Source organism: Flagellimonas aquimarina (assembly GCF_003149745.1).
Lineage (GTDB): Bacteria > Bacteroidota > Bacteroidia > Flavobacteriales > Flavobacteriaceae > Flagellimonas > Flagellimonas aquimarina.
Genome location: NZ_QGEG01000001.1, coordinates 1,213,173 through 1,231,138, shown reverse-complemented (window position 1 = coordinate 1,231,138; position 17,966 = coordinate 1,213,173). Strand labels below are relative to the sequence as shown.

General features: G+C 37.5%; 17 protein-coding genes. 15 read left to right on the top strand and 2 right to left on the bottom strand.

What is annotated here, in order from left to right; genetic code table 11:
* Together DKG77_RS05635 and DKG77_RS05630 are read left to right on the top strand one after the other, a co-directional pair.
* Nucleotides 1–1,485, top strand: a complete 1,485-nt coding sequence (locus DKG77_RS05635; protein ID WP_109661004.1) for a cellulose synthase family protein — start codon at nucleotides 1–3, stop codon at nucleotides 1,483–1,485.
* A gap of 69 nt (nucleotides 1,486–1,554) precedes the next feature.
* Nucleotides 1,555–2,274: a helix-turn-helix transcriptional regulator gene (locus tag DKG77_RS05630; RefSeq protein WP_109661002.1), complete on the top strand. Its 720-nt coding sequence runs from the start codon at nucleotides 1,555–1,557 to the stop codon at nucleotides 2,272–2,274.
* Nucleotides 2,275–2,436: 162 nt separating this feature from the next.
* On the opposite strand, the gene DKG77_RS05620 is transcribed toward DKG77_RS05630, so the two are convergent.
* Nucleotides 2,437–3,012: an outer membrane beta-barrel protein gene (locus tag DKG77_RS05620; RefSeq protein WP_109660998.1), complete on the bottom strand. Its 576-nt coding sequence runs from the start codon at nucleotides 3,010–3,012 to the stop codon at nucleotides 2,437–2,439.
* 204 nt (nucleotides 3,013–3,216) lie between these two features.
* On the opposite strand from DKG77_RS05620, the gene DKG77_RS05615 reads away from it, so the two are divergent.
* The 13 genes from DKG77_RS05615 to DKG77_RS05555 all read left to right on the top strand — a co-directional run bounded on the left by DKG77_RS05615 (nucleotide 3,217) and on the right by DKG77_RS05555 (nucleotide 16,872).
* Nucleotides 3,217–3,678, top strand: a complete 462-nt coding sequence (locus DKG77_RS05615) for a GyrI-like domain-containing protein (protein ID WP_243414853.1) — start codon at nucleotides 3,217–3,219, stop codon at nucleotides 3,676–3,678.
* 124 nt (nucleotides 3,679–3,802) lie between these two features.
* Nucleotides 3,803–5,167, top strand: a complete 1,365-nt coding sequence (locus DKG77_RS05610; protein ID WP_109660996.1) for an MptA/MptB family glycosyltransferase — start codon at nucleotides 3,803–3,805, stop codon at nucleotides 5,165–5,167.
* A 217-nt stretch (nucleotides 5,168–5,384) separates the two neighbouring features.
* Entirely contained in the window at nucleotides 5,385–6,011 is a 627-nt protein-coding gene (locus tag DKG77_RS05605; protein ID WP_109660994.1) for a GNAT family N-acetyltransferase, read from the top strand.
* Complete coding sequence (locus tag DKG77_RS05600; protein WP_109660993.1) at nucleotides 6,008–7,198, top strand: argininosuccinate synthase; 1,191 nt, start codon at nucleotides 6,008–6,010, stop codon at nucleotides 7,196–7,198. The genes DKG77_RS05605 and DKG77_RS05600 overlap by 4 nt, the downstream gene beginning before the upstream one ends.
* A complete protein-coding gene (gene argC / locus DKG77_RS05595; protein WP_109660991.1) occupies nucleotides 7,191–8,165 on the top strand; it encodes an N-acetyl-gamma-glutamyl-phosphate reductase in 975 nt (324 codons plus the stop codon). The genes DKG77_RS05600 and argC overlap by 8 nt, the downstream gene beginning before the upstream one ends.
* 13 nt (nucleotides 8,166–8,178) lie before the next feature.
* Entirely contained in the window at nucleotides 8,179–8,973 is a 795-nt protein-coding gene (gene proC, locus DKG77_RS05590) for a pyrroline-5-carboxylate reductase (RefSeq protein ID WP_109660989.1), read from the top strand.
* A gap of 6 nt (nucleotides 8,974–8,979) precedes the next feature.
* Complete coding sequence (locus DKG77_RS05585) at nucleotides 8,980–10,104, top strand: aspartate aminotransferase family protein (protein WP_109660987.1); 1,125 nt, start codon at nucleotides 8,980–8,982, stop codon at nucleotides 10,102–10,104.
* The gene (locus DKG77_RS05580) at nucleotides 10,104–11,048 is read left to right on the top strand and encodes a Rossmann-fold NAD(P)-binding domain-containing protein (RefSeq protein ID WP_109660985.1); all 945 of its coding nucleotides are present in this window, start codon (nucleotides 10,104–10,106) and stop codon (nucleotides 11,046–11,048) included. Before DKG77_RS05585 ends, DKG77_RS05580 begins: the two co-directional genes overlap by 1 nt.
* The gene (gene argB / locus DKG77_RS05575; protein WP_109660983.1) at nucleotides 11,038–11,817 is read left to right on the top strand and encodes an acetylglutamate kinase; all 780 of its coding nucleotides are present in this window, start codon (nucleotides 11,038–11,040) and stop codon (nucleotides 11,815–11,817) included. The genes DKG77_RS05580 and argB overlap by 11 nt, the downstream gene beginning before the upstream one ends.
* The gene (locus DKG77_RS05570; protein WP_207785435.1) at nucleotides 11,814–12,890 is read left to right on the top strand and encodes a M20 family metallo-hydrolase; all 1,077 of its coding nucleotides are present in this window, start codon (nucleotides 11,814–11,816) and stop codon (nucleotides 12,888–12,890) included. Before argB ends, DKG77_RS05570 begins: the two co-directional genes overlap by 4 nt.
* 4 nt (nucleotides 12,891–12,894) lie before the next feature.
* Nucleotides 12,895–13,305, top strand: a complete 411-nt coding sequence (locus DKG77_RS05565) for an ACT domain-containing protein (RefSeq protein WP_109660981.1) — start codon at nucleotides 12,895–12,897, stop codon at nucleotides 13,303–13,305.
* Nucleotides 13,302–14,594, top strand: a complete 1,293-nt coding sequence (gene argH / locus DKG77_RS05560) for an argininosuccinate lyase (RefSeq protein ID WP_109660979.1) — start codon at nucleotides 13,302–13,304, stop codon at nucleotides 14,592–14,594. Before DKG77_RS05565 ends, argH begins: the two co-directional genes overlap by 4 nt.
* 181 nt (nucleotides 14,595–14,775) lie before the next feature.
* Nucleotides 14,776–16,872, top strand: coding sequence for an ATP-binding protein (locus DKG77_RS05555; protein WP_109660977.1), 2,097 nt, complete (start codon nucleotides 14,776–14,778; stop codon nucleotides 16,870–16,872).
* A gap of 98 nt (nucleotides 16,873–16,970) precedes the next feature.
* On the opposite strand, the gene DKG77_RS05550 is transcribed toward DKG77_RS05555, so the two are convergent.
* The gene (locus DKG77_RS05550; RefSeq protein WP_109660975.1) at nucleotides 16,971–17,810 is read right to left on the bottom strand and encodes a pseudouridine synthase; all 840 of its coding nucleotides are present in this window, start codon (nucleotides 17,808–17,810) and stop codon (nucleotides 16,971–16,973) included.
* Nucleotides 17,811–17,966: the final 156 nt, after the last annotated feature.

The window sequence follows — 17,966 nt, the reverse complement described above, 5'->3', positions numbered from 1 at the left end:
ATGGGACTTACGATCGCTTTTATTATCATCGCTATTTACAGTACAGCCTTAGTTCTAATTTTCTGCTATAGTTTGGCGCAGTTAAATCTTTTGGTCAACTATTTAAGCAACAAAAGAAGAAATGAAGAAGCTCCTAAGTTCAACCTCTTAGATCCTAAAGAAATTCCATTTGTTACCATACAGCTTCCCATTTATAATGAGGAATATGTCATGGAACGCCTGTTGGAAAACATATCAAAAATAGAATATCCAAAAAGTAAACTGGAAATCCAAGTTTTGGATGATTCTACAGATGATACTGTAATTGAAACAGCCCAAAGGGTAAAAGACCTCCAAAAAACCGGTCTGGACATAACGCATATCCGAAGAGAGAACCGCCAAGGGTACAAAGCAGGTGCTCTTAAAGAAGGTTTGGTAATTGCAAAAGGAGAATTTGTGGCCATTTTTGACGCAGATTTTCTTCCAGAAAGCGATTGGTTAAAAAAGACCGTTCCCTATTTTAAGGATGAAGAAATTGGTGTTGTTCAAACCAGATGGGGACATATTAATAGAGACTATTCTACCCTAACCAGAATTCAAGCATTTGCTTTGGATGCGCATTTTACACTAGAGCAGGTAGGAAGAAATTCAAAAGGACATTTCATCAATTTTAACGGAACAGCGGGAATTTGGAGAAAAGAATGCATTTTGGATGCAGGTAACTGGGAAGGGGATACGTTGACCGAAGATTTGGATTTGAGCTACCGTGCCCAATTAAAAAATTGGAAGTTTAAATATTTGGAAGATGTGGAGACACCAGCAGAGCTTCCTGTTGTAATAAGTGCTGCCCGCTCACAACAGTTCCGTTGGAACAAAGGTGGTGCCGAAAACTTTAGAAAAACTGTTTGGAGCGTTATCACTGCCAAAAATATACCTTTTAAAACAAAGTTCCATGGTGTAATGCATTTGCTAAATAGCTCCATGTTCCTTTGCGTTTTTATCGTAGCTCTTTTAAGTATTCCCATGCTTTACATAAAAAACAGTTATGGTCACTTAGGTTGGATTTTTGAAGTTACAAGTTTCTTCATTGTAAGTACCATTATTCTGTTCATCTGCTACTGGTTTACGTACAAAAGCATACAAGGCAGTGGTTTTGATAATTTTATAGACTACATAAAACTGTTCTTTACCTTTTTCTCTGTTGCTTTGGGCTTCTCCTTACACAACTCTGTTGCGGTATTGGAAGGACATATGGGCAAGAGAAGTGAGTTTGTGCGCACTCCAAAATTCAACATTAACAGTTTAACAGATAGCTGGAAAGGCAACAAGTATCTAGCCAAGAAACTATCTCCAAACATGATTTTGGAATTTGCTTTGATGGTCTATTTTCTTTTTGGAATGTACAGTGCGGTTCCATTAAATGATTACGGACTGTTCCCATTTCATTTAATGTTGTTCTTAGGATTCGGGTTTGTGTTTTTTAAATCACTTACCGCTAAAGCCTAATTCTATTTTCTTCTTTATTAATTTTATTTTTGGAATCTTCTCGGATTTTAGAATTAAAAATATCTCAGTGTGGAAGAAAAACCAAGACTTTCAAGACTTACGGCTATTCTAACTCAATTGCAATCCTCAAGAATTGTTACCGCAAAAATGCTTGCAGAAAAGCATAACGTTAGCATTAGAACCATTTACAGGGACATTCGTACCCTGGAAAAATCTGGGGTCCCTGTGGTTACAGAAGAAGGGAAAGGGTATAGCATGATGGAGGGTTATAAATTACCCCCTGTAATGTTTACCGAAGATGAAGCAAATGCGCTTGTTACCGCAGAACAATTGATCCTTAAAAACAAAGACACTTCTTTTGTACAAAATTACACAGAGGCCATTCTAAAAATTAAAGCACTTTTAAAAGGTTCCCAAAAAGAAAAGGTAAGTCTACTAACCGAGCGAATCTATTTTAGCAATAACTATTCCAACCAAAAGACCAGTAATTACTTAATGCGCATTCAATCTTCCATTACAAATTTTGAAGTTTTGAATATGGAATACCTGTCCTTGGATAAAAAACGTTCCAATAGAAACATAGAGCCCTTTGCTTTGTACAGCACCCAAGAAAACTGGTTGCTCATTGCATATTGCAGGCTCAGAAAGGCTTTTAGGGTATTTAGAATAGATCACATTCAAAATATCACCAACACATTGGAAAAGTTTGAATCGCACAACATGACACTGAAAGAGTATTATAAGTCGTATGAAAAATACAATGAGAATTATTCCGATTCAGAAAATTAAAAAGAAATTTATTTTGATGATACCTATTACTCAAGGCTATAATTTGGGGAGGTGTTGGAAATCGTTAAATTTCCTGCTGTGGCAAATCCAGCCGTATACGGCTTATAGGATCCAAATTGCCGAAAATGCCACTATTAATTATAGCGTTTGTTTGGCAACTTTTTAAAATCTGTATCCAACCCCAAATTTCAATCGATTTGTATTAAAACCATTCTTTTCTTCAATTATAAAACTCTCTACATATAATCTGATAAATTGAAAATTTCCTTGGACGAAGAAATTCTTGAAAATGTCATAGGTTCCACCAAAATTTATATTGAATCCTCCAACATTACTCTTTTCAGTTTCAGAAATCACCGGACCCGATTCACTGTAGATATTTGTAGTTATGAAATAACTATGCACAGAATATCCAACTCCTAATGAGGAAAGTAATTTTTTAGTCGAATTCAATGGAACTTCTCCAAATAAATTGAAATGATGGGATATAAATGATTCCTTTTCATTTTGAAAAATTAAGTCTCCTGTCAATAAATCGATTGAATAAGAAGTACCGATCCTGAATGATTCCGCATCCCAAAACCTGTACTTTATCTTTGAATTTATAACTCCACTTAATCCTGTTGGATTCCCGTCTGACAGCTCTAAGGGATAACCTATTTCTAAGCTAAAATTCTTTTTTTGAGAAAAAGTAGCGGTAAATGAAATGATGGATAATAAGATGAGAATTCTTTTCATTTTTTTAATTTTTAATTTTGCCTAATAATTCAGATATGCTTCTTTTAAAAGAAGCGTATTGTTTAACAAGTAAAGTTCTTAGATTATGGCTTAAAAAATTAAGGCAAATTAATACTTAATGGATATGACTTGACGAATTCCAAACACCCCTGACACACCCTTGTCATAACCTGCCAATATTTTTGTGTAAATCTTAAATTTATCATGATGACAATCACAAAAAAAGACGCATTGACTATCGTTGGTATTTCTGCCAGAACATCTAATAACAAAGGGAAAGCTGAAAAGGACATTCCACAACTTTGGGAAAAATTCATGTCCGAAAATACATTGAACCGAATTCCAAATAAAACGGATGAAACCCTTTACGCACTTTACACCGATTATGAAGGGGATCATACAAAACCTTATACCATAGTTATAGGTTGCAACGTATCCAATCTAGACAATATACCAGAAGATATGACGGTAAAAATGGTTCCTGCTGCCAACTACACGCAATTTGTTGCCAAAGGAGACCTAACCAAAGATGCAGTGATCAATACTTGGATGGATATCTGGAATACCGAGTTAAAAAGAACATATACCACGGACATAGAGGTGTATGGCGAGAAAGCAATAAACCCTACCGATGGTGAAGCTGAAATACTTATTGCAACAGAATAAAAACAACAAATACGACCCGCTGTTTTTAAGTTTTTAAATGCGCAGCGGGTTATTATAACATTCAAATGTTTTTAATCAAGTAAAATTTTGTATTCTTTGCAGGCACAAGAGCCGTTCGTTTACAATGCCGCATCAAATTATAAAATTTTGGAAGCTTCATGCCTACGCTATTATCATAGTTTTAGCCTGTACGCTATTTTATGCTGTTTTTGCTTTTGATTTAGACCGTCAGGATTTCCTAAAACTGCTAGGGCTTTTTACCGCTCTTTTTTTCTTTTACTATAAGTTGATCCAATTTGAAAAATGGAACTTTAAGTTCTTATTGGTCACTGGAATTCTATTTCGTTTGGTTTTTCTCTTTGTAGAACCAAACCTTTCTCAAGATTTTTATCGGTTTATTTGGGATGGGGAACTGATTAAAAATGGTATCAACCCTTATATCCACTTACCAAACCAACTCATACTTCAAGAGGAACTGCCTATTGCACATGCACACGAACTGTTTGCTGGCATGGGCGATTTAAGCGCCAAGCACTTCAGTAATTACCCCCCTATAAATCAACTCATATTTACCATTGCCACTTTACTGGGAGGGGGAAGCATTCTGGGGTCTATAATTGTAATGAGGCTTACCATCATTTTTGCAGATATTGGTATACTCTATTTTGGAAGGAAGTTGCTCCAAAACCTCAACAAATCAAATCATATGGCTTTTTGGTATTTTCTAAATCCACTGGTCATTATTGAATTAACGGGAAATTTGCATTTTGAAGGGGTAATGCTATTTTTCTTTGTTTGGTCATTATATCTAATTGCCTGCAACAAATGGGTTTGGGGAGCTCCCGTATACGCCCTTTCCATTATGGTAAAACTGGTGCCGATTTTATTTTTGCCCCTTTTTTTAAAATACTTTGGTTTTAAGAAAAGTACCTTGTTTTATATTTTGGTTGGAGCTACATGTCTCATTCTATTGCTTCCCTTTTATTCTCAGGTGTTTGTCAACAACTATTCAGAAACCGTAGGGCTTTGGTTCTCCAACTTTGAGTTTAATGCCGGAATATATAATGCCATAAAAAAGGTGGCCGTTAATTATTTTGACGCCAAGCCTTGGGAACTAATTAAAGTCTACGGTAAAGTCATTGCCATCTCCGTAATCATTGGAACAGTACTGATTGCCCTTTTTAGAAAAAACCAGAATTACAATGTCCTAATCACCTCAATGTTGATTGTACTTTCTAGCTATTACTTTCTATCGAGCACTGTGCATCCTTGGTATATTGTTTTTTTACTGGTGCTAAGCATGTTTACCAGATATCAGTACGCCATTGTTTGGTCTTTTGCCGCCATTTTGAGCTATTATGCCTATTCAAATCCCGATTATATTGAAAATTTGTGGTTGTTGGCAATTGAGTATATTCTAGTCTTTGGGTTCCTTATTTATGAATTAATAGGTAAAGGAGAAAAAAAGTTACATTTCTTTAAAAAATAACTCCTTTTCTATGCCAACTGGAATTAATTTGTACTTTTAACCCATAATGAAAGGACAACAATACATATTATTCATCTTGAGCAGCTTTGCTCCAGTGCGTCCATTCTCTCCACGTCGTCGCCCGTAAGGGTGCACTATATCCCTGGAAATAGGTGAGTCCATTTCCGCAATACCTCAAACAGATTTCAATTATTTATTAGTTAAAAACAAAGTAGCAATGGAAATTATAGTTGCTAACGAGTCACATTTTAAATACGCTCAAATCATTAGCGATACCATCACAGAATCGGCAAAAGTCCGTGGTACCGGTATTGCACAACGTACGCCAGAATATATTATAAAACGTCTAGAGAATGCCAATGCGGTAATTGCGTTGGACGGTGAAAAGTTCGCTGGATTCTGTTACATTGAAGTCTGGGGAAACAAAAACTTTGTTGCAAACTCCGGTTTGATCGTACACCCAGACTACAGAAAACAAGGATTGGCCAAACAAATTAAAAAAGCAATTTTTGAGCTTTCCAAACAAAAATTCCCTGATGCCAAAATCTTTGGAATCACAACCGGTTTGGCAGTAATGAAAATGAATTATGAACTAGGGTACAAACCTGTTACATTTTCAGAACTTACAGATGACCCAGAGTTTTGGAAAGGTTGCCAGACCTGCAAGAACTTTGACATCCTTACCAGGACGGAGCGAAACATGTGCCTGTGCACCGGAATGCTTTACAATCCAAACACATCAAAAACTGAATCAAAGACTGAACCGAAAAGACTTAATGGCAAAGCGTTTCAAAGATTGAAACGAATTAAGGAAAACCTCTTTCTAAAAAAGAAAGCAAAATGAAAAAACTAGTTTTAGCCTATAGCGGAGGGTTAGATACATCCTACTGCGCAAAATATTTATCAAAAGAAGAAGGATTTGAAGTCAATGCTGTAAGTGTGAACACAGGTGGTTTTTCCAAAGCGGAAATTACAAGCATACAGCAAAAAGCACTGGATCTAGGTGCTACATCCTATACTTCTATAAATGCCATTTCCAATTTTTACGAAAAAGTGGTAAAGTACCTTGTCTTTGGAAATGTTCTCAAGAACAACACCTATCCTCTTTCGGTAAGTGCGGAACGTATTGTTCAAGCCATAGAAATTGTAAATCACGCTAAAAAAATTGGAGCAAACTATATAGCCCATGGCAGCACAGGCGCAGGAAACGATCAGGTAAGATTTGATATGATTTTTCAAATCATAGCTCCAGAAATTGAAATAATCACTCCAATCAGAGATAATAAACTATCAAGAGAAGCTGAAATTGCTTATTTACAAAAAAATGGAGTTGATTATCCGTGGGAAAAAGCAAAATACTCCATCAATCGAGGATTATGGGGCACCTCTGTTGGAGGTGATGAAACGTTAACCTCGCATTTACCATTGCCCGAAACGGCGTACCCAAGTCAATTGGAAAAAGAATTTTCAAAGGAGCTCAAGCTTAGTTTTAAAAAAGGTGAACTTACCGCTATTGATGGTGAAAGCGCAACTCCCGTTGAGAATATTGAAAAACTCTCAGAAATAGCTGCAAAATATGCCATTGGCAGAGACATTCATGTGGGAGACACGATTATTGGAATTAAAGGAAGAGTGGGCTTTGAGGCCGCTGCACCACTTATCATAATTAAAGCGCATCATTTACTTGAAAAACACACTTTAAGCAAGTGGCAGCAATATCAAAAAGAACAGCTGGGGAATTTTTATGGCATGTTGCTGCATGAAGGAAATTATCTGGACGAAGTAATGAGGAATATTGAAGTATTTCTAGAAGACACTCAAAAAAATGTTACTGGTGATGTTTTTGTAACACTGCATCCTTACCGATTTGAATTGAATGGAATCTCTTCCAAAAATGATTTAATGAATGCCTCTTTTGGAAGTTATGGTGAAATGAACAAAGGTTGGACCGCCAATGATGCAAAAGGGTTTATTAAAATACTTTCCAATTCCGGAAAAATTGCGAACCATGTAAATCAAAGCAATGATTAAGACAGGAATAATAGGAGGCTCAGGGTATACTGGCGGAGAATTGATCAGAATTCTATTGAATCATCCAGAAGCCGATATTGATTTTATCTATAGCACTACGCGTGCAGGAAAATTGGTTAGCTCCGCCCACCAAGATCTATTGGGATTGACCGATTTAAAATTTACGGGAGAAGTAAATCCCAAAGTTGACTTAGTTTTTTTATGTCTTGGCCATGGCAATTCAACAAAGTTCTTGGAAGAAAACAACTTTGCCGCCAACACTAGAATCATAGATTTGAGCAATGATTTTAGATTACAAAAAGATAATGCCTTAAGCAAAAAAGTGTTTATCTATGGATTGCCAGAACTGAATAGGGAGGAAATAAAAAAATCTGAAAATATAGCCAATCCGGGGTGCTTTGCAACGGCAATTCAATTGGCGCTGTTGCCCTTGGCAAAAGCAGAGTTATTGCCTAATGACGTTCATATAAATGCAGTAACCGGCAGTACTGGCGCAGGAGTAGGCTTATCGTCCACATCACACTTTAGCTGGCGAAATAACAATGTTTCCTGGTACAAACCTTTTACCCATCAACATTTAGGGGAAATTGGTGAGAGTTTAGATTCTTTTGGAAACCCAATTGGTAAACTGTTCTTTTTGCCCAATAGAGGAAATTTTACAAGAGGTATTTTAGCCACGGCTTACACCAAGTTTGAAGGTTCGTTGGATGAAGCAAAAAAAAAATATTCTACATTTTATTCAAACGCAGTTTTTACTCATATATCAGAAGAACCCATTCATTTAAAACAAGTGGTGAATACCAATCAATGCCATATTCATTTACATAAGCACCAGGACCAATTATTAATAACATCTGCCATTGACAACCTAATAAAAGGGGCATCTGGGCAAGCCGTTCAGAACATGAATTTAATGTTTGGTTTTGATGAAAGTCTTGGATTGCGATTGAAAGCAGGGGTATTTTAAAAAGAAAATCAAAATGAAAATAGCAATAATAGGAGCAGGAAATTTAGGATTGGCAGTCGCAAAAGGAGTTTTGCATAGCAATGGCGCCACCACCATGTATCTTACCAAAAGAAATACTACAGAAATCAAGGATTTTGAAAAGTATGGCAACGTGACCGTCACTTCTGACAATCAAGAAGCTGTAAAAAAATCAGATGTTTTAATTTTTGCGGTACAACCGGGCCATTTTGCTGCAATTTTAGAGCAGGTTAAAGATTTATTGACCGAAAAGCACGTCATCATTAGCACCATAACCGGCTTTAGTATTTCCAAAATTGAAGAAATTATAGGGTCAGAAAGGTATATTATTCGAAGCATGCCCAACACTGCAATTTCTGTGGGTAATTCCATGACCTGCCTGTGCACCAATGAACTTGGAAAGAAACGAATCGATTTGGCCAAAGCCATTTTCAACAGAATGGGTCATACCTTGGAAATTCCAGAGGACCAGATGCAAGCAGCCACTGTAATATGTGCTAGCGGTATTGCGTTTTGGATGCGCTTGATTCGGGCAACCACACAAGGGGCAATTCAACTTGGCTTTGATGCCAAGGAGGCTCAAGAATTGGCCATGCACACATGCAACGGCGCTGCAAGTCTTTTAATAGAGTCCGGTAGTCATCCCGAAGAAGAAATTGATAGGGTTACAACTCCAAAAGGCTGTACCATTGAGGGACTTAATGAAATGGAGCACCAAGGCTTAAGTTCTTCTTTGATCAGAGGAATTGTTGCCTCATTTGAAAAAATAAGCCACATCAAAAAAGGGTAAAAAATTATGGAGCTATTTGATGTATACCCACTTTATGATGTTACTCCAGTATCTGCAAAAGGTATTGAGGTAATAGATAACAAGGGCCAAAAATATCTTGATTTTTATGGCGGGCACGCTGTGATTTCTATAGGACATTCGCATCCACATTACGTAAACCGACTTAAAGAGCAGTTGGATAATATCGGATTTTATAGCAACTCTGTTCAAAACCCCTTGCAACAAGAACTTGCCACTAAATTAGGAGTAGCTTCTGAATGCGAAGACTATAATCTTTTTATGTGCAATTCTGGCGCAGAAGCCAATGAAAATGCACTGAAAATGGCTTCCTTTAAAACTGGAAAATCCAAAGTCATCGCATTTAACAATAGTTTTCATGGCAGAACCTCCGCTGCAGTGGCCACAACGGACAATCCCAATATAATTGCCCCAATAAACAAGCAACAACAAGTAACTTTTCTTTCATTAAATGACTTCAAAGGATTTGAAAATGCAATTACTTCAAATGCATACTGTGCAGTAATTTTAGAGGCAATTCAAGGCGTTGGGGGGTTGGATGAACCTACAACAGAATTCTATCAATTTATTGCAGAAAAATGTAAAGAAAATGGCGTTGTTTTAATTGCGGACGAAGTACAATCCGGTTTTGGTCGAAGTGGTAAGTTTTTTGCATTTCAGCATCATACTGTTCAACCAGATATCATTACCATAGCAAAAGGAATGGGGAATGGTTTTCCTGTTGGCGGTGTTTTAATCCATAAAACTATCAAAGCAAGTTATGGGCTTTTAGGAACTACTTTTGGAGGCAATCATTTGGCATGTGCGGCTACCATGGCCGTTTTGGAAGTATTGAAAAAAGAAGGTTTGATTAAAAATGCAGAGGCTTTGGAAATCTATTTCAAAGAAAAAGCATTAGAAATTCCACAGATAAAAAAAATAAAGGGGAGAGGGTTAATGTTGGGGCTTGAATTTAACTTTGAGGTTGCCGATTTAAGGAAAAAGTTGATCTACAATCAGCATGTTTTTACCGGTGGGGCAAAAAACAAGCAATTGCTCCGGTTTTTACCGGCCCTGAACATTACTAAAACGCATATTGATTTATTCTTTGAAGCCCTAAAAAAAGAATTATAATGAAACATTACCTATCCATAAACGATATTGATTCTCTTCCCAATTGGGTTGATGAAGCAATAGCATTGAAAAAAAGTCCCTATGGGTTTCAACATTTGGGCAAACAAAAAACAATCTGTTTACTATTTTTTAATAATAGCCTTAGAACACGATTGAGCACCCAAAAAGCGGCAATGTATTTGGGAATGGAAGTCATGATCATGAATTTTGGCAGCGAGGGTTGGGCCTTGGAATATGAAGATGGAACCATGATGAACCAGGGAACCTCTGAACATATTAAAGAAGCTGCCAGGGTAGTTTCTCAGTTCTGCGATATTGTTGCCATAAGGGCGTTTGCCAAATTAGAAGATAAGATAACGGATGAAGCGGAAGAGGTGCTAACCGGCTTTGCAAAACATGCATCTATCCCAATAGTGAATATGGAAAGCTCGGTGGCCCACCCATTACAGGCCCTTGCAGATGCCATTACCCTGGCCGAGCATAAAACCAAATCAAAGCCTAAAGTGGTTTTATCATGGGCGCCCCATCCAAAAGCTTTGCCACATGCAGTAGCCAATTCATTTGTGCAGATGATGAAAAAACAAGAAGCCGATTTCATCATTACACATCCCAAAGGATATGAGTTAAATCCAGAAATCACCAATGGCTGCCAAATTGAATATGATCAAGAGACGGCCTTGGAAAATGCAGATTTTATTTATGTAAAGAACTGGAGCAGTTATGAAGACTATGGGCAAGTTCTGCATCAGAATACCAACTGGATGATGACAGAAAAAAAATTGGGTCACGCTAAATTTATGCACTGCCTTCCTGTTCGCAGAAATGTTGTGGTTGAAGATGCTGTTTTGGACAAAAACCAATCCCTGGTAATAGAGCAAGCAAACAATAGAACCTTTGCAGCGCAACTGGTCTTGAAAAAAATATTGGAGAACCATGAAAACTAAATTATCCATTGTAAAAATAGGAGGCAATATTATTGAAGATGAACAAGGGCTTTCATATTTGTTGGAATTGTTTTCCAATATGGACGGACTCAAAATTTTGGTCCATGGCGGCGGCAAAAAAGCGACTGAGATTGGCAATAAGCTAGGTATCGAAGCCAAAATGACAAACGGTCGCAGAATAACGGATGCGCAAAGTCTAGATGTTGCGATCATGGTCTATGGTGGGTTGGTGAGCAAAAAAATAGTTGCACAGCTTCAAGCCCTTAATTGCAATGCCATTGGAATGAGCGGGGCAGACGGAAATTCAATTGTGGCACATAAAAGACCTGTCAAAGAAATTGATTTTGGCCTTGTTGGAGATGTGGATGCTGTAAACTCAAACAACATTTCCAGTTTATTAAACGCAGAATTTACACCTGTTTTCTGTGCGTTGAGTCATGATGGCAAAGGACAGCTGTTCAATACCAATGCAGATACAATAGCAGCTGAATTAGCTTCTGGCATGTCAACCCAATTTGAAACTACCTTATATTATTGTTTTGAAAAGCAAGGTGTATTGCAAAACATTGATGACGAAAACTCGGTAATTGAACATATAGATTCCAAAAAATACAATGAGCTTTTAGCAGATGGAGTAATAGCGGATGGGATGCTTCCAAAAATGCACAATTGCTTCCAAGCGCTTCAAAAGAATGTAAAGCAAGTCTGTATCGGAGATAGTACCATGCTTCAAGGAACAACTACAAATTTCACCACATTGACCTTATGAACATCAATCAAGAAATATTGACCAAAAGAGCTATCGAGCTGCTTCAGCAACTGATTGCCACCCCTTCTTTTTCTGGGGAAGAAGATCAAACCGCACAAGCAATTACAGAATGGTTGTCGAGCTTTGGTGTTAAAACCCAAAGACAATTTAACAACATATATGCCTTTAACAAGCACTTTGATGAAAACAAGCCCACCTTGCTCTTAAACTCCCATCATGATACCGTAAAACCCAATAGTGCATACACCAAGAACCCTTTTAGTCCGCATATTGAAGACGGAAAATTGTTTGGCTTGGGCAGTAATGATGCTGGAGGTTGCCTAGTTTCTCTTTTGGCCACTTTTGTACATTTTTATGAGCAAGAACATTTGACGCATAATATCATCATGGCAGCTACTGCCGAAGAAGAAGATGCCGGTGAAAAGAGCTTAACAGCATTATTGCCCATTCTTCCTAAAATTGATGTTGCCGTTGTGGGAGAGCCCACCTTAATGGATTTGGCCATAGCCGAAAAAGGCCTCATTGTTTTTGATGCCGTTGTAGAGGGCACCCCATCTCATGCAGCACATCCTAATACCAACAATTCTATATACAATACCATTAAAGTCCTTGATTGGTTTAAAGATTATTCTTTTGAAAAGATTTCTGATGCTTTGGGCGAGGTGAAACTAACGGTGACCCAAATCAATGCGGGAAATCAACATAATGTGGTACCTGCACAAGTAGATTTGGTGGTAGATGTACGCGTCAATGATTGTTATTCCAATCAAGAAATTGCCAATATCCTACAAAATGAAGCGCCTTGTACAATGACGCCTCGTTCGTTACGATTAAACTCTTCCGCCATAGACCCTGAACATGATTTAGTGAAAAGCGGTATTGCATTGGGAAGAAAAACCTATGGCTCCCCTACACTATCAGACCAGGCCGCTTTAAGTTGCCAATCTGTAAAATTGGGGCCAGGAGATAGCACCAGGTCACACTCTGCCAATGAATTCATTTATGTGAACGAAATTGGGGAAGGAATAGACTTGTACATCAAAATTTTAAGAGGGTTTCTAATTAATTCGTAGTTCAATGTCAGGAGAAACAAATCTAGTCGCAATTTTATCTAAAATGAAACCCGTTCTTCATGAAGAAAGCTACGTTTTTGTCAGTGTGCCAGAATCTTTTCAAATAGACCTGACCGTCGTTCACGGTACTTTTAAAGAAAAAGAAGGAATCACCCTCATTTTAAAAAAGGAAAATGCGGATAAGCTACATCTCAATTACGACTATATTGCCTCATGTATTACCCTAATGGTTCATTCTTCTTTGCAATCCGTTGGGCTCACCGCTGCAGTTTCAAATGCTCTGGCAGAAAAACAAATCAGTTGTAATGTAGTTGCCGCATATTATCATGACCACATCTTTATAGACAAGCTAGATGCGAAGAAAGCCATGGACGTTTTACTAAAATTGACACATACCACTAAATTGAAACTATGAAACTCTGGGACAAAGGATTCAGTACAGACAAAAAAATTGACCATTTTACGGTCGGTAACGACAGGCAACTGGATTTGCTCTTGGCAAAATATGATGTCATTGCTTCGCAAGCGCACGCCAAAATGCTTGGCAACGTGGGGTTGATTACCACAGATGAGGCCGATAGCTTGGTAACAGAGTTGGATAAAATCGCAAACAGTATTGAAGATGGATTGTTCACCATTGAAGATGACTTTGAGGACATGCATTCCAAAATAGAATTTTTGCTCATTGAAAAACTGGGCGATACAGGAAAGAAAATCCATACGGCACGTTCTAGAAACGATCAAGTGTTGGTGGCGATGCAACTATACCTTAAAAATGAATTGACGGAAATCAAAAGTGAAGTTAGAATCCTCTTTGATCTGTTATTGAATTTGGCAGAAAAACACCAATCCGTTTTGCTTCCTGGCTATACCCATTTACAGATTGCCATGCCATCTTCTTTTGGACTTTGGTTTTCGGCATACGCGGAAAGCCTAATTGATGACCTTTATTTTATACATGCCGCATACAAAATAGCTGACCAAAACCCCTTGGGCAGTGCTGCTGGCTACGGTAGTTCCTTTCCTATAGACAGAACTTTCACCTCATCGGCAATGGGTTTTGAAACCTTGAAATACAATGTGGTGGCAGCCCAAATGGGGCGTGGAAAAGTAGAAAAAGCCACCGCCTTTGGGATTTCCAGTGTAGCCTCAACATTGTCAAAATTAGCAATGGACATCTGTTTGTACATGAGCCAGAATTTTGATTTCATCTCTTTTCCGGATGAGTTGACCACCGGCAGTAGCATTATGCCCCATAAAAAGAACCCGGATGTTTTTGAACTCATACGGGCCAAATGCAACAAAATCCAAGCGGTACCCAATCAATTGACCTTGATTACCAATAATTTGCCCAGTGGATATCATCGTGACCTGCAATTGGTCAAGGAAGTGATCGTTCCTGCCATTCAAGATATAAAGGCGTGTTTGGAACTGATGCATTTTAGCTTAAAGGAAATAAAGGTCAACACCACTATTTTAGACGACCCCAAATACGATTATCTTTTTAGTGTAGACACGTTAAACGAAATGGTTACCAACGGCATGCCATTTAGAGATGCCTACAAAAAAATGGGGGCAGAAATTGAAGCAGGAACCTTTAAGCCCAAAAAAAATGTAAAACATTCCCATGAGGGCAGTTTGGGGAATTTGTGTTTGGAAGGGATCAAGAAAAAAATGGAAACAGCTCTGGATTGGCAACAATGATTTGTTCGGCGGGTACCATCTAACTTTCTTTTATAATAATTTATTTGTAAGGGGTTTCTGTTAATTCAAGAAGGTATTTAAAACTAAAATTCGCTAACTTCACTTATCTGATGGATATAAATCATTATCAACGATTTCATATCCTTTATAGTTGGGGTGCATTGACTAAAGACACAAAAAAATGAATAAGAGAACAAGGCTCATATTTCTCGGACTCTCTTTACTTCTTTTAATTGGAGTAGGAAGATTCGTTACGCATGATTTTGATTTCTTACTCAATGACTTTTGGTTCACTTCGGGATTTTTACTTTTAATATTACTTTCCTTAATTGACCAACCTCATTTTTCGAAGGACTCAAGTATTTTTATAAATGCCGTTACCGCAGGAATATCTCTCCTATTAATTTCTGAAGAAAATAGGAATTGGGTCTTTTGGCTTTTCCTTGGAATAACCTTGTATCTAGCCCTGAGTAGCTACATATTAATGTGGGTGAGAAATAATCCTTTAACTCAAGAGAATAAATGGATACAATTTTTTTCAAGAGTAAATAGAGAAATAGGAAAACCTCAAACACTATTCTCGGCTTTCTTTCTTTGGGGAGCATTAAATCAATTTGGATTAGGAAGTGACGGATTTAACGCTTTGCTATTGTATTGGGTTATTTTCATGATACTCAACATTCCAGCAATTGCAGTTATCTTCAATAATCTATTTGAACCAAAAGAATCAGAAAAACAAGAAAATGCGCTCGGTTCAATCTTGGGTGTTCAATCAAAAAACACTTTTCTTGTCAAATTATTTTCAGAACGAAAACAGACAATTAAGCTCTTCGATTTTGTTGAGTTTGTTTACTCTATTGATGATACTCGTCAAGTTAGAAAAGGCATAATCTTAGACACTTATCTGCTAAATGAACAACAATGGATAAAGGTTTTAACGACTGCTGAAATCAATAAAATTTTTGAAAATAAGCCTATACTTAAAGGGCATACTGACGATATCATTTACAAAATCTCTGATGTTCCAGAGAATGAATATCTAGAAACATTTGTAGGTATAATTACCGAAAACTCTTCAATTCAAAAAATCAAATTCGTTTATAATTCCAAGGCCTCTGTTGAAGATGGCCAACTTTTAGAAGTTAGAGTTAAAGGCACCTCTGTTTATTATCAAATTGTAGAAGGAATAACTAGAATTGAGCAACTAGAAAACAAAAATGAAACAGGTTTAATAGTTGGAGAAGCAATACAATTAGGAACTTGGAATCATGAAAAAGTAAGGTTCGAACAGTTTGGATGGGTTCCTGAAATAAACTCTCCTGTCTATATTTCTTCAAAAATTCAGGATGTTGCAATAGCTGATACAGAATTCCAGATTGGACATATCCCTAATACCAATTTCCCAGTAATAATAGATAAGGAGTTGGCCCTTACGCACCATACAGCAGTTCTTGGAGTGACAGGTACAGGTAAATCAATATTTGCCCGTAATCTTATTAGAGAGTATTTAAAGGATGAGACAATCAAAGTTATCTGCATTGATTTTACAGGAGAATACAAAGGAAAATTTGCAGACTTAACTCCAGCAAAAATTGTTGCGGAAGACAAGGATGATGAACTCTACAAAACATTTGAATGGGTCTCAAACGAATTAGAAAAGTTCGGAAATCAGCAGGATAAGGAAAAATTAAAGAAGGCAGACGAGTTTATTAAGTCAACTTTAAATCATGCTCTAGAAACCTTTTTAAAAACCGATGATTCTAGAATTAGCATTTTTGAACTTCCTGATGTTTCCAATACTGCAAGTATTTTGGAGTATACTAGACAGCTATTTAAAGCTTTGTTCGTAATAGCAAAGTCTCAAAAGTGCTTTGGACACAAAGTTTGCATAGTACTTGAAGAAGCACATACAGTAATTCCAGAATGGAATTTTGTTGGCATAGCAGACAAATCCTCACAGTCTTTACTTAACAGTATTGCTCAAATTGCATTACAAGGACGTAAATATGATGTTGGTTTAATGGTAATTGCTCAAAGGACAGCCAATGTTTCAAAAACTGTACTAACTCAATGCAATACAATTATATCATTTCAGGAATTTGACAAAACCAGTAGTGAATTCCTCTCGAACTATTTTGGTCAAGGTATTGCAAGCGTTCTTCCAAACCTCAAGTTTAGACAGGCAATTGCAGCGGGAAAAGCTTTAAAATCAAATGTTCCCATGATATTTGAAGTTCCAGAGATAACTGAACCAGAAATTGAAGAAGAAAAGAAATAAAAACAACACCCCAACAATGGGTATAGTGCATAGCACCCTGCGGGATGCTACGACACCATACAACGATAAGTGAAATCCGGAAAATCTTCCCCTTAAAATTACTTGATCATCCCCAAATTAATGACCTCTTGTTCTGTTAAAGGACGCCAATGGCCGCGTGGCAAATCTTTTTTGGTCAAGCCCGCAAAAATAACCCGGTCCAACTTGGTCACGGTATAGCCTAAATGCTCAAAAATACGGCGGACAATGCGGTTGCGTCCACTATGGATCTCAATTCCTATTTCTCTTTTAGGTGCTCCTTGAATATAACTGATGTCATCCACTCGTACAGTTCCATCCTCGAGTTCCAATCCTTCTTCTATCTTGCGCAAATCTGCTAGCGTTAGGTTTTTGTCCAAGTGTGCATGGTAGATTTTGCGAACGCCATGTGTGGGGTGGGTCAACTTTTTGGTCATATCCCCATCATTTGTAAAGAGTAGAAGTCCCGTGGTATTTCTGTCTAAACGCCCAACGGGCAACAAACGGGATTTGGAAGCGCTGGAAATGAGTTCCATTACCGTACGCCTTCCCTTTTCATCATTTGTGGTGGTGATAAAGTTTTTGGGTTTGTTAAGTAGAATATATTCTTTCTTTTCTGGGTTCAGTTTTCGGCCATCAAAACGAACGTCATCTGTTCGTTTAACCTTATAGCCCATTTCTGATATCACCTTGCCATTGACCGAAACACTCCCTGCGGCAATATAGGTATCTGCTTCCCTTCTGGAACATACGCCCGCATTGGCCACATACCTGTTTAATCTAATCTCATCTGGATTGGATGGTTTTTGTGGTGTAGTTTTCTTTCTGGGTGGTTTTCCTTTGGAAAACTGCTTTCTCTTGTTGTCCCCTCCTGCTCTGTTGGAAGATTTTCGGTCTCTGTTATAGTCTGATTTCGCCATCAGTCATTAATTTTTTGCAAAGGTAGTGTTTTCTATTGCCTAAAAATACAGATTGGTAATCCTTGGGCAGGCTTGATAAAATTTCCGAACTTCAAGTATGCGTTGTGCAAAAAAAAGTTCATGTCCTAATCACCAATTTCAATCAAAATGTCACGT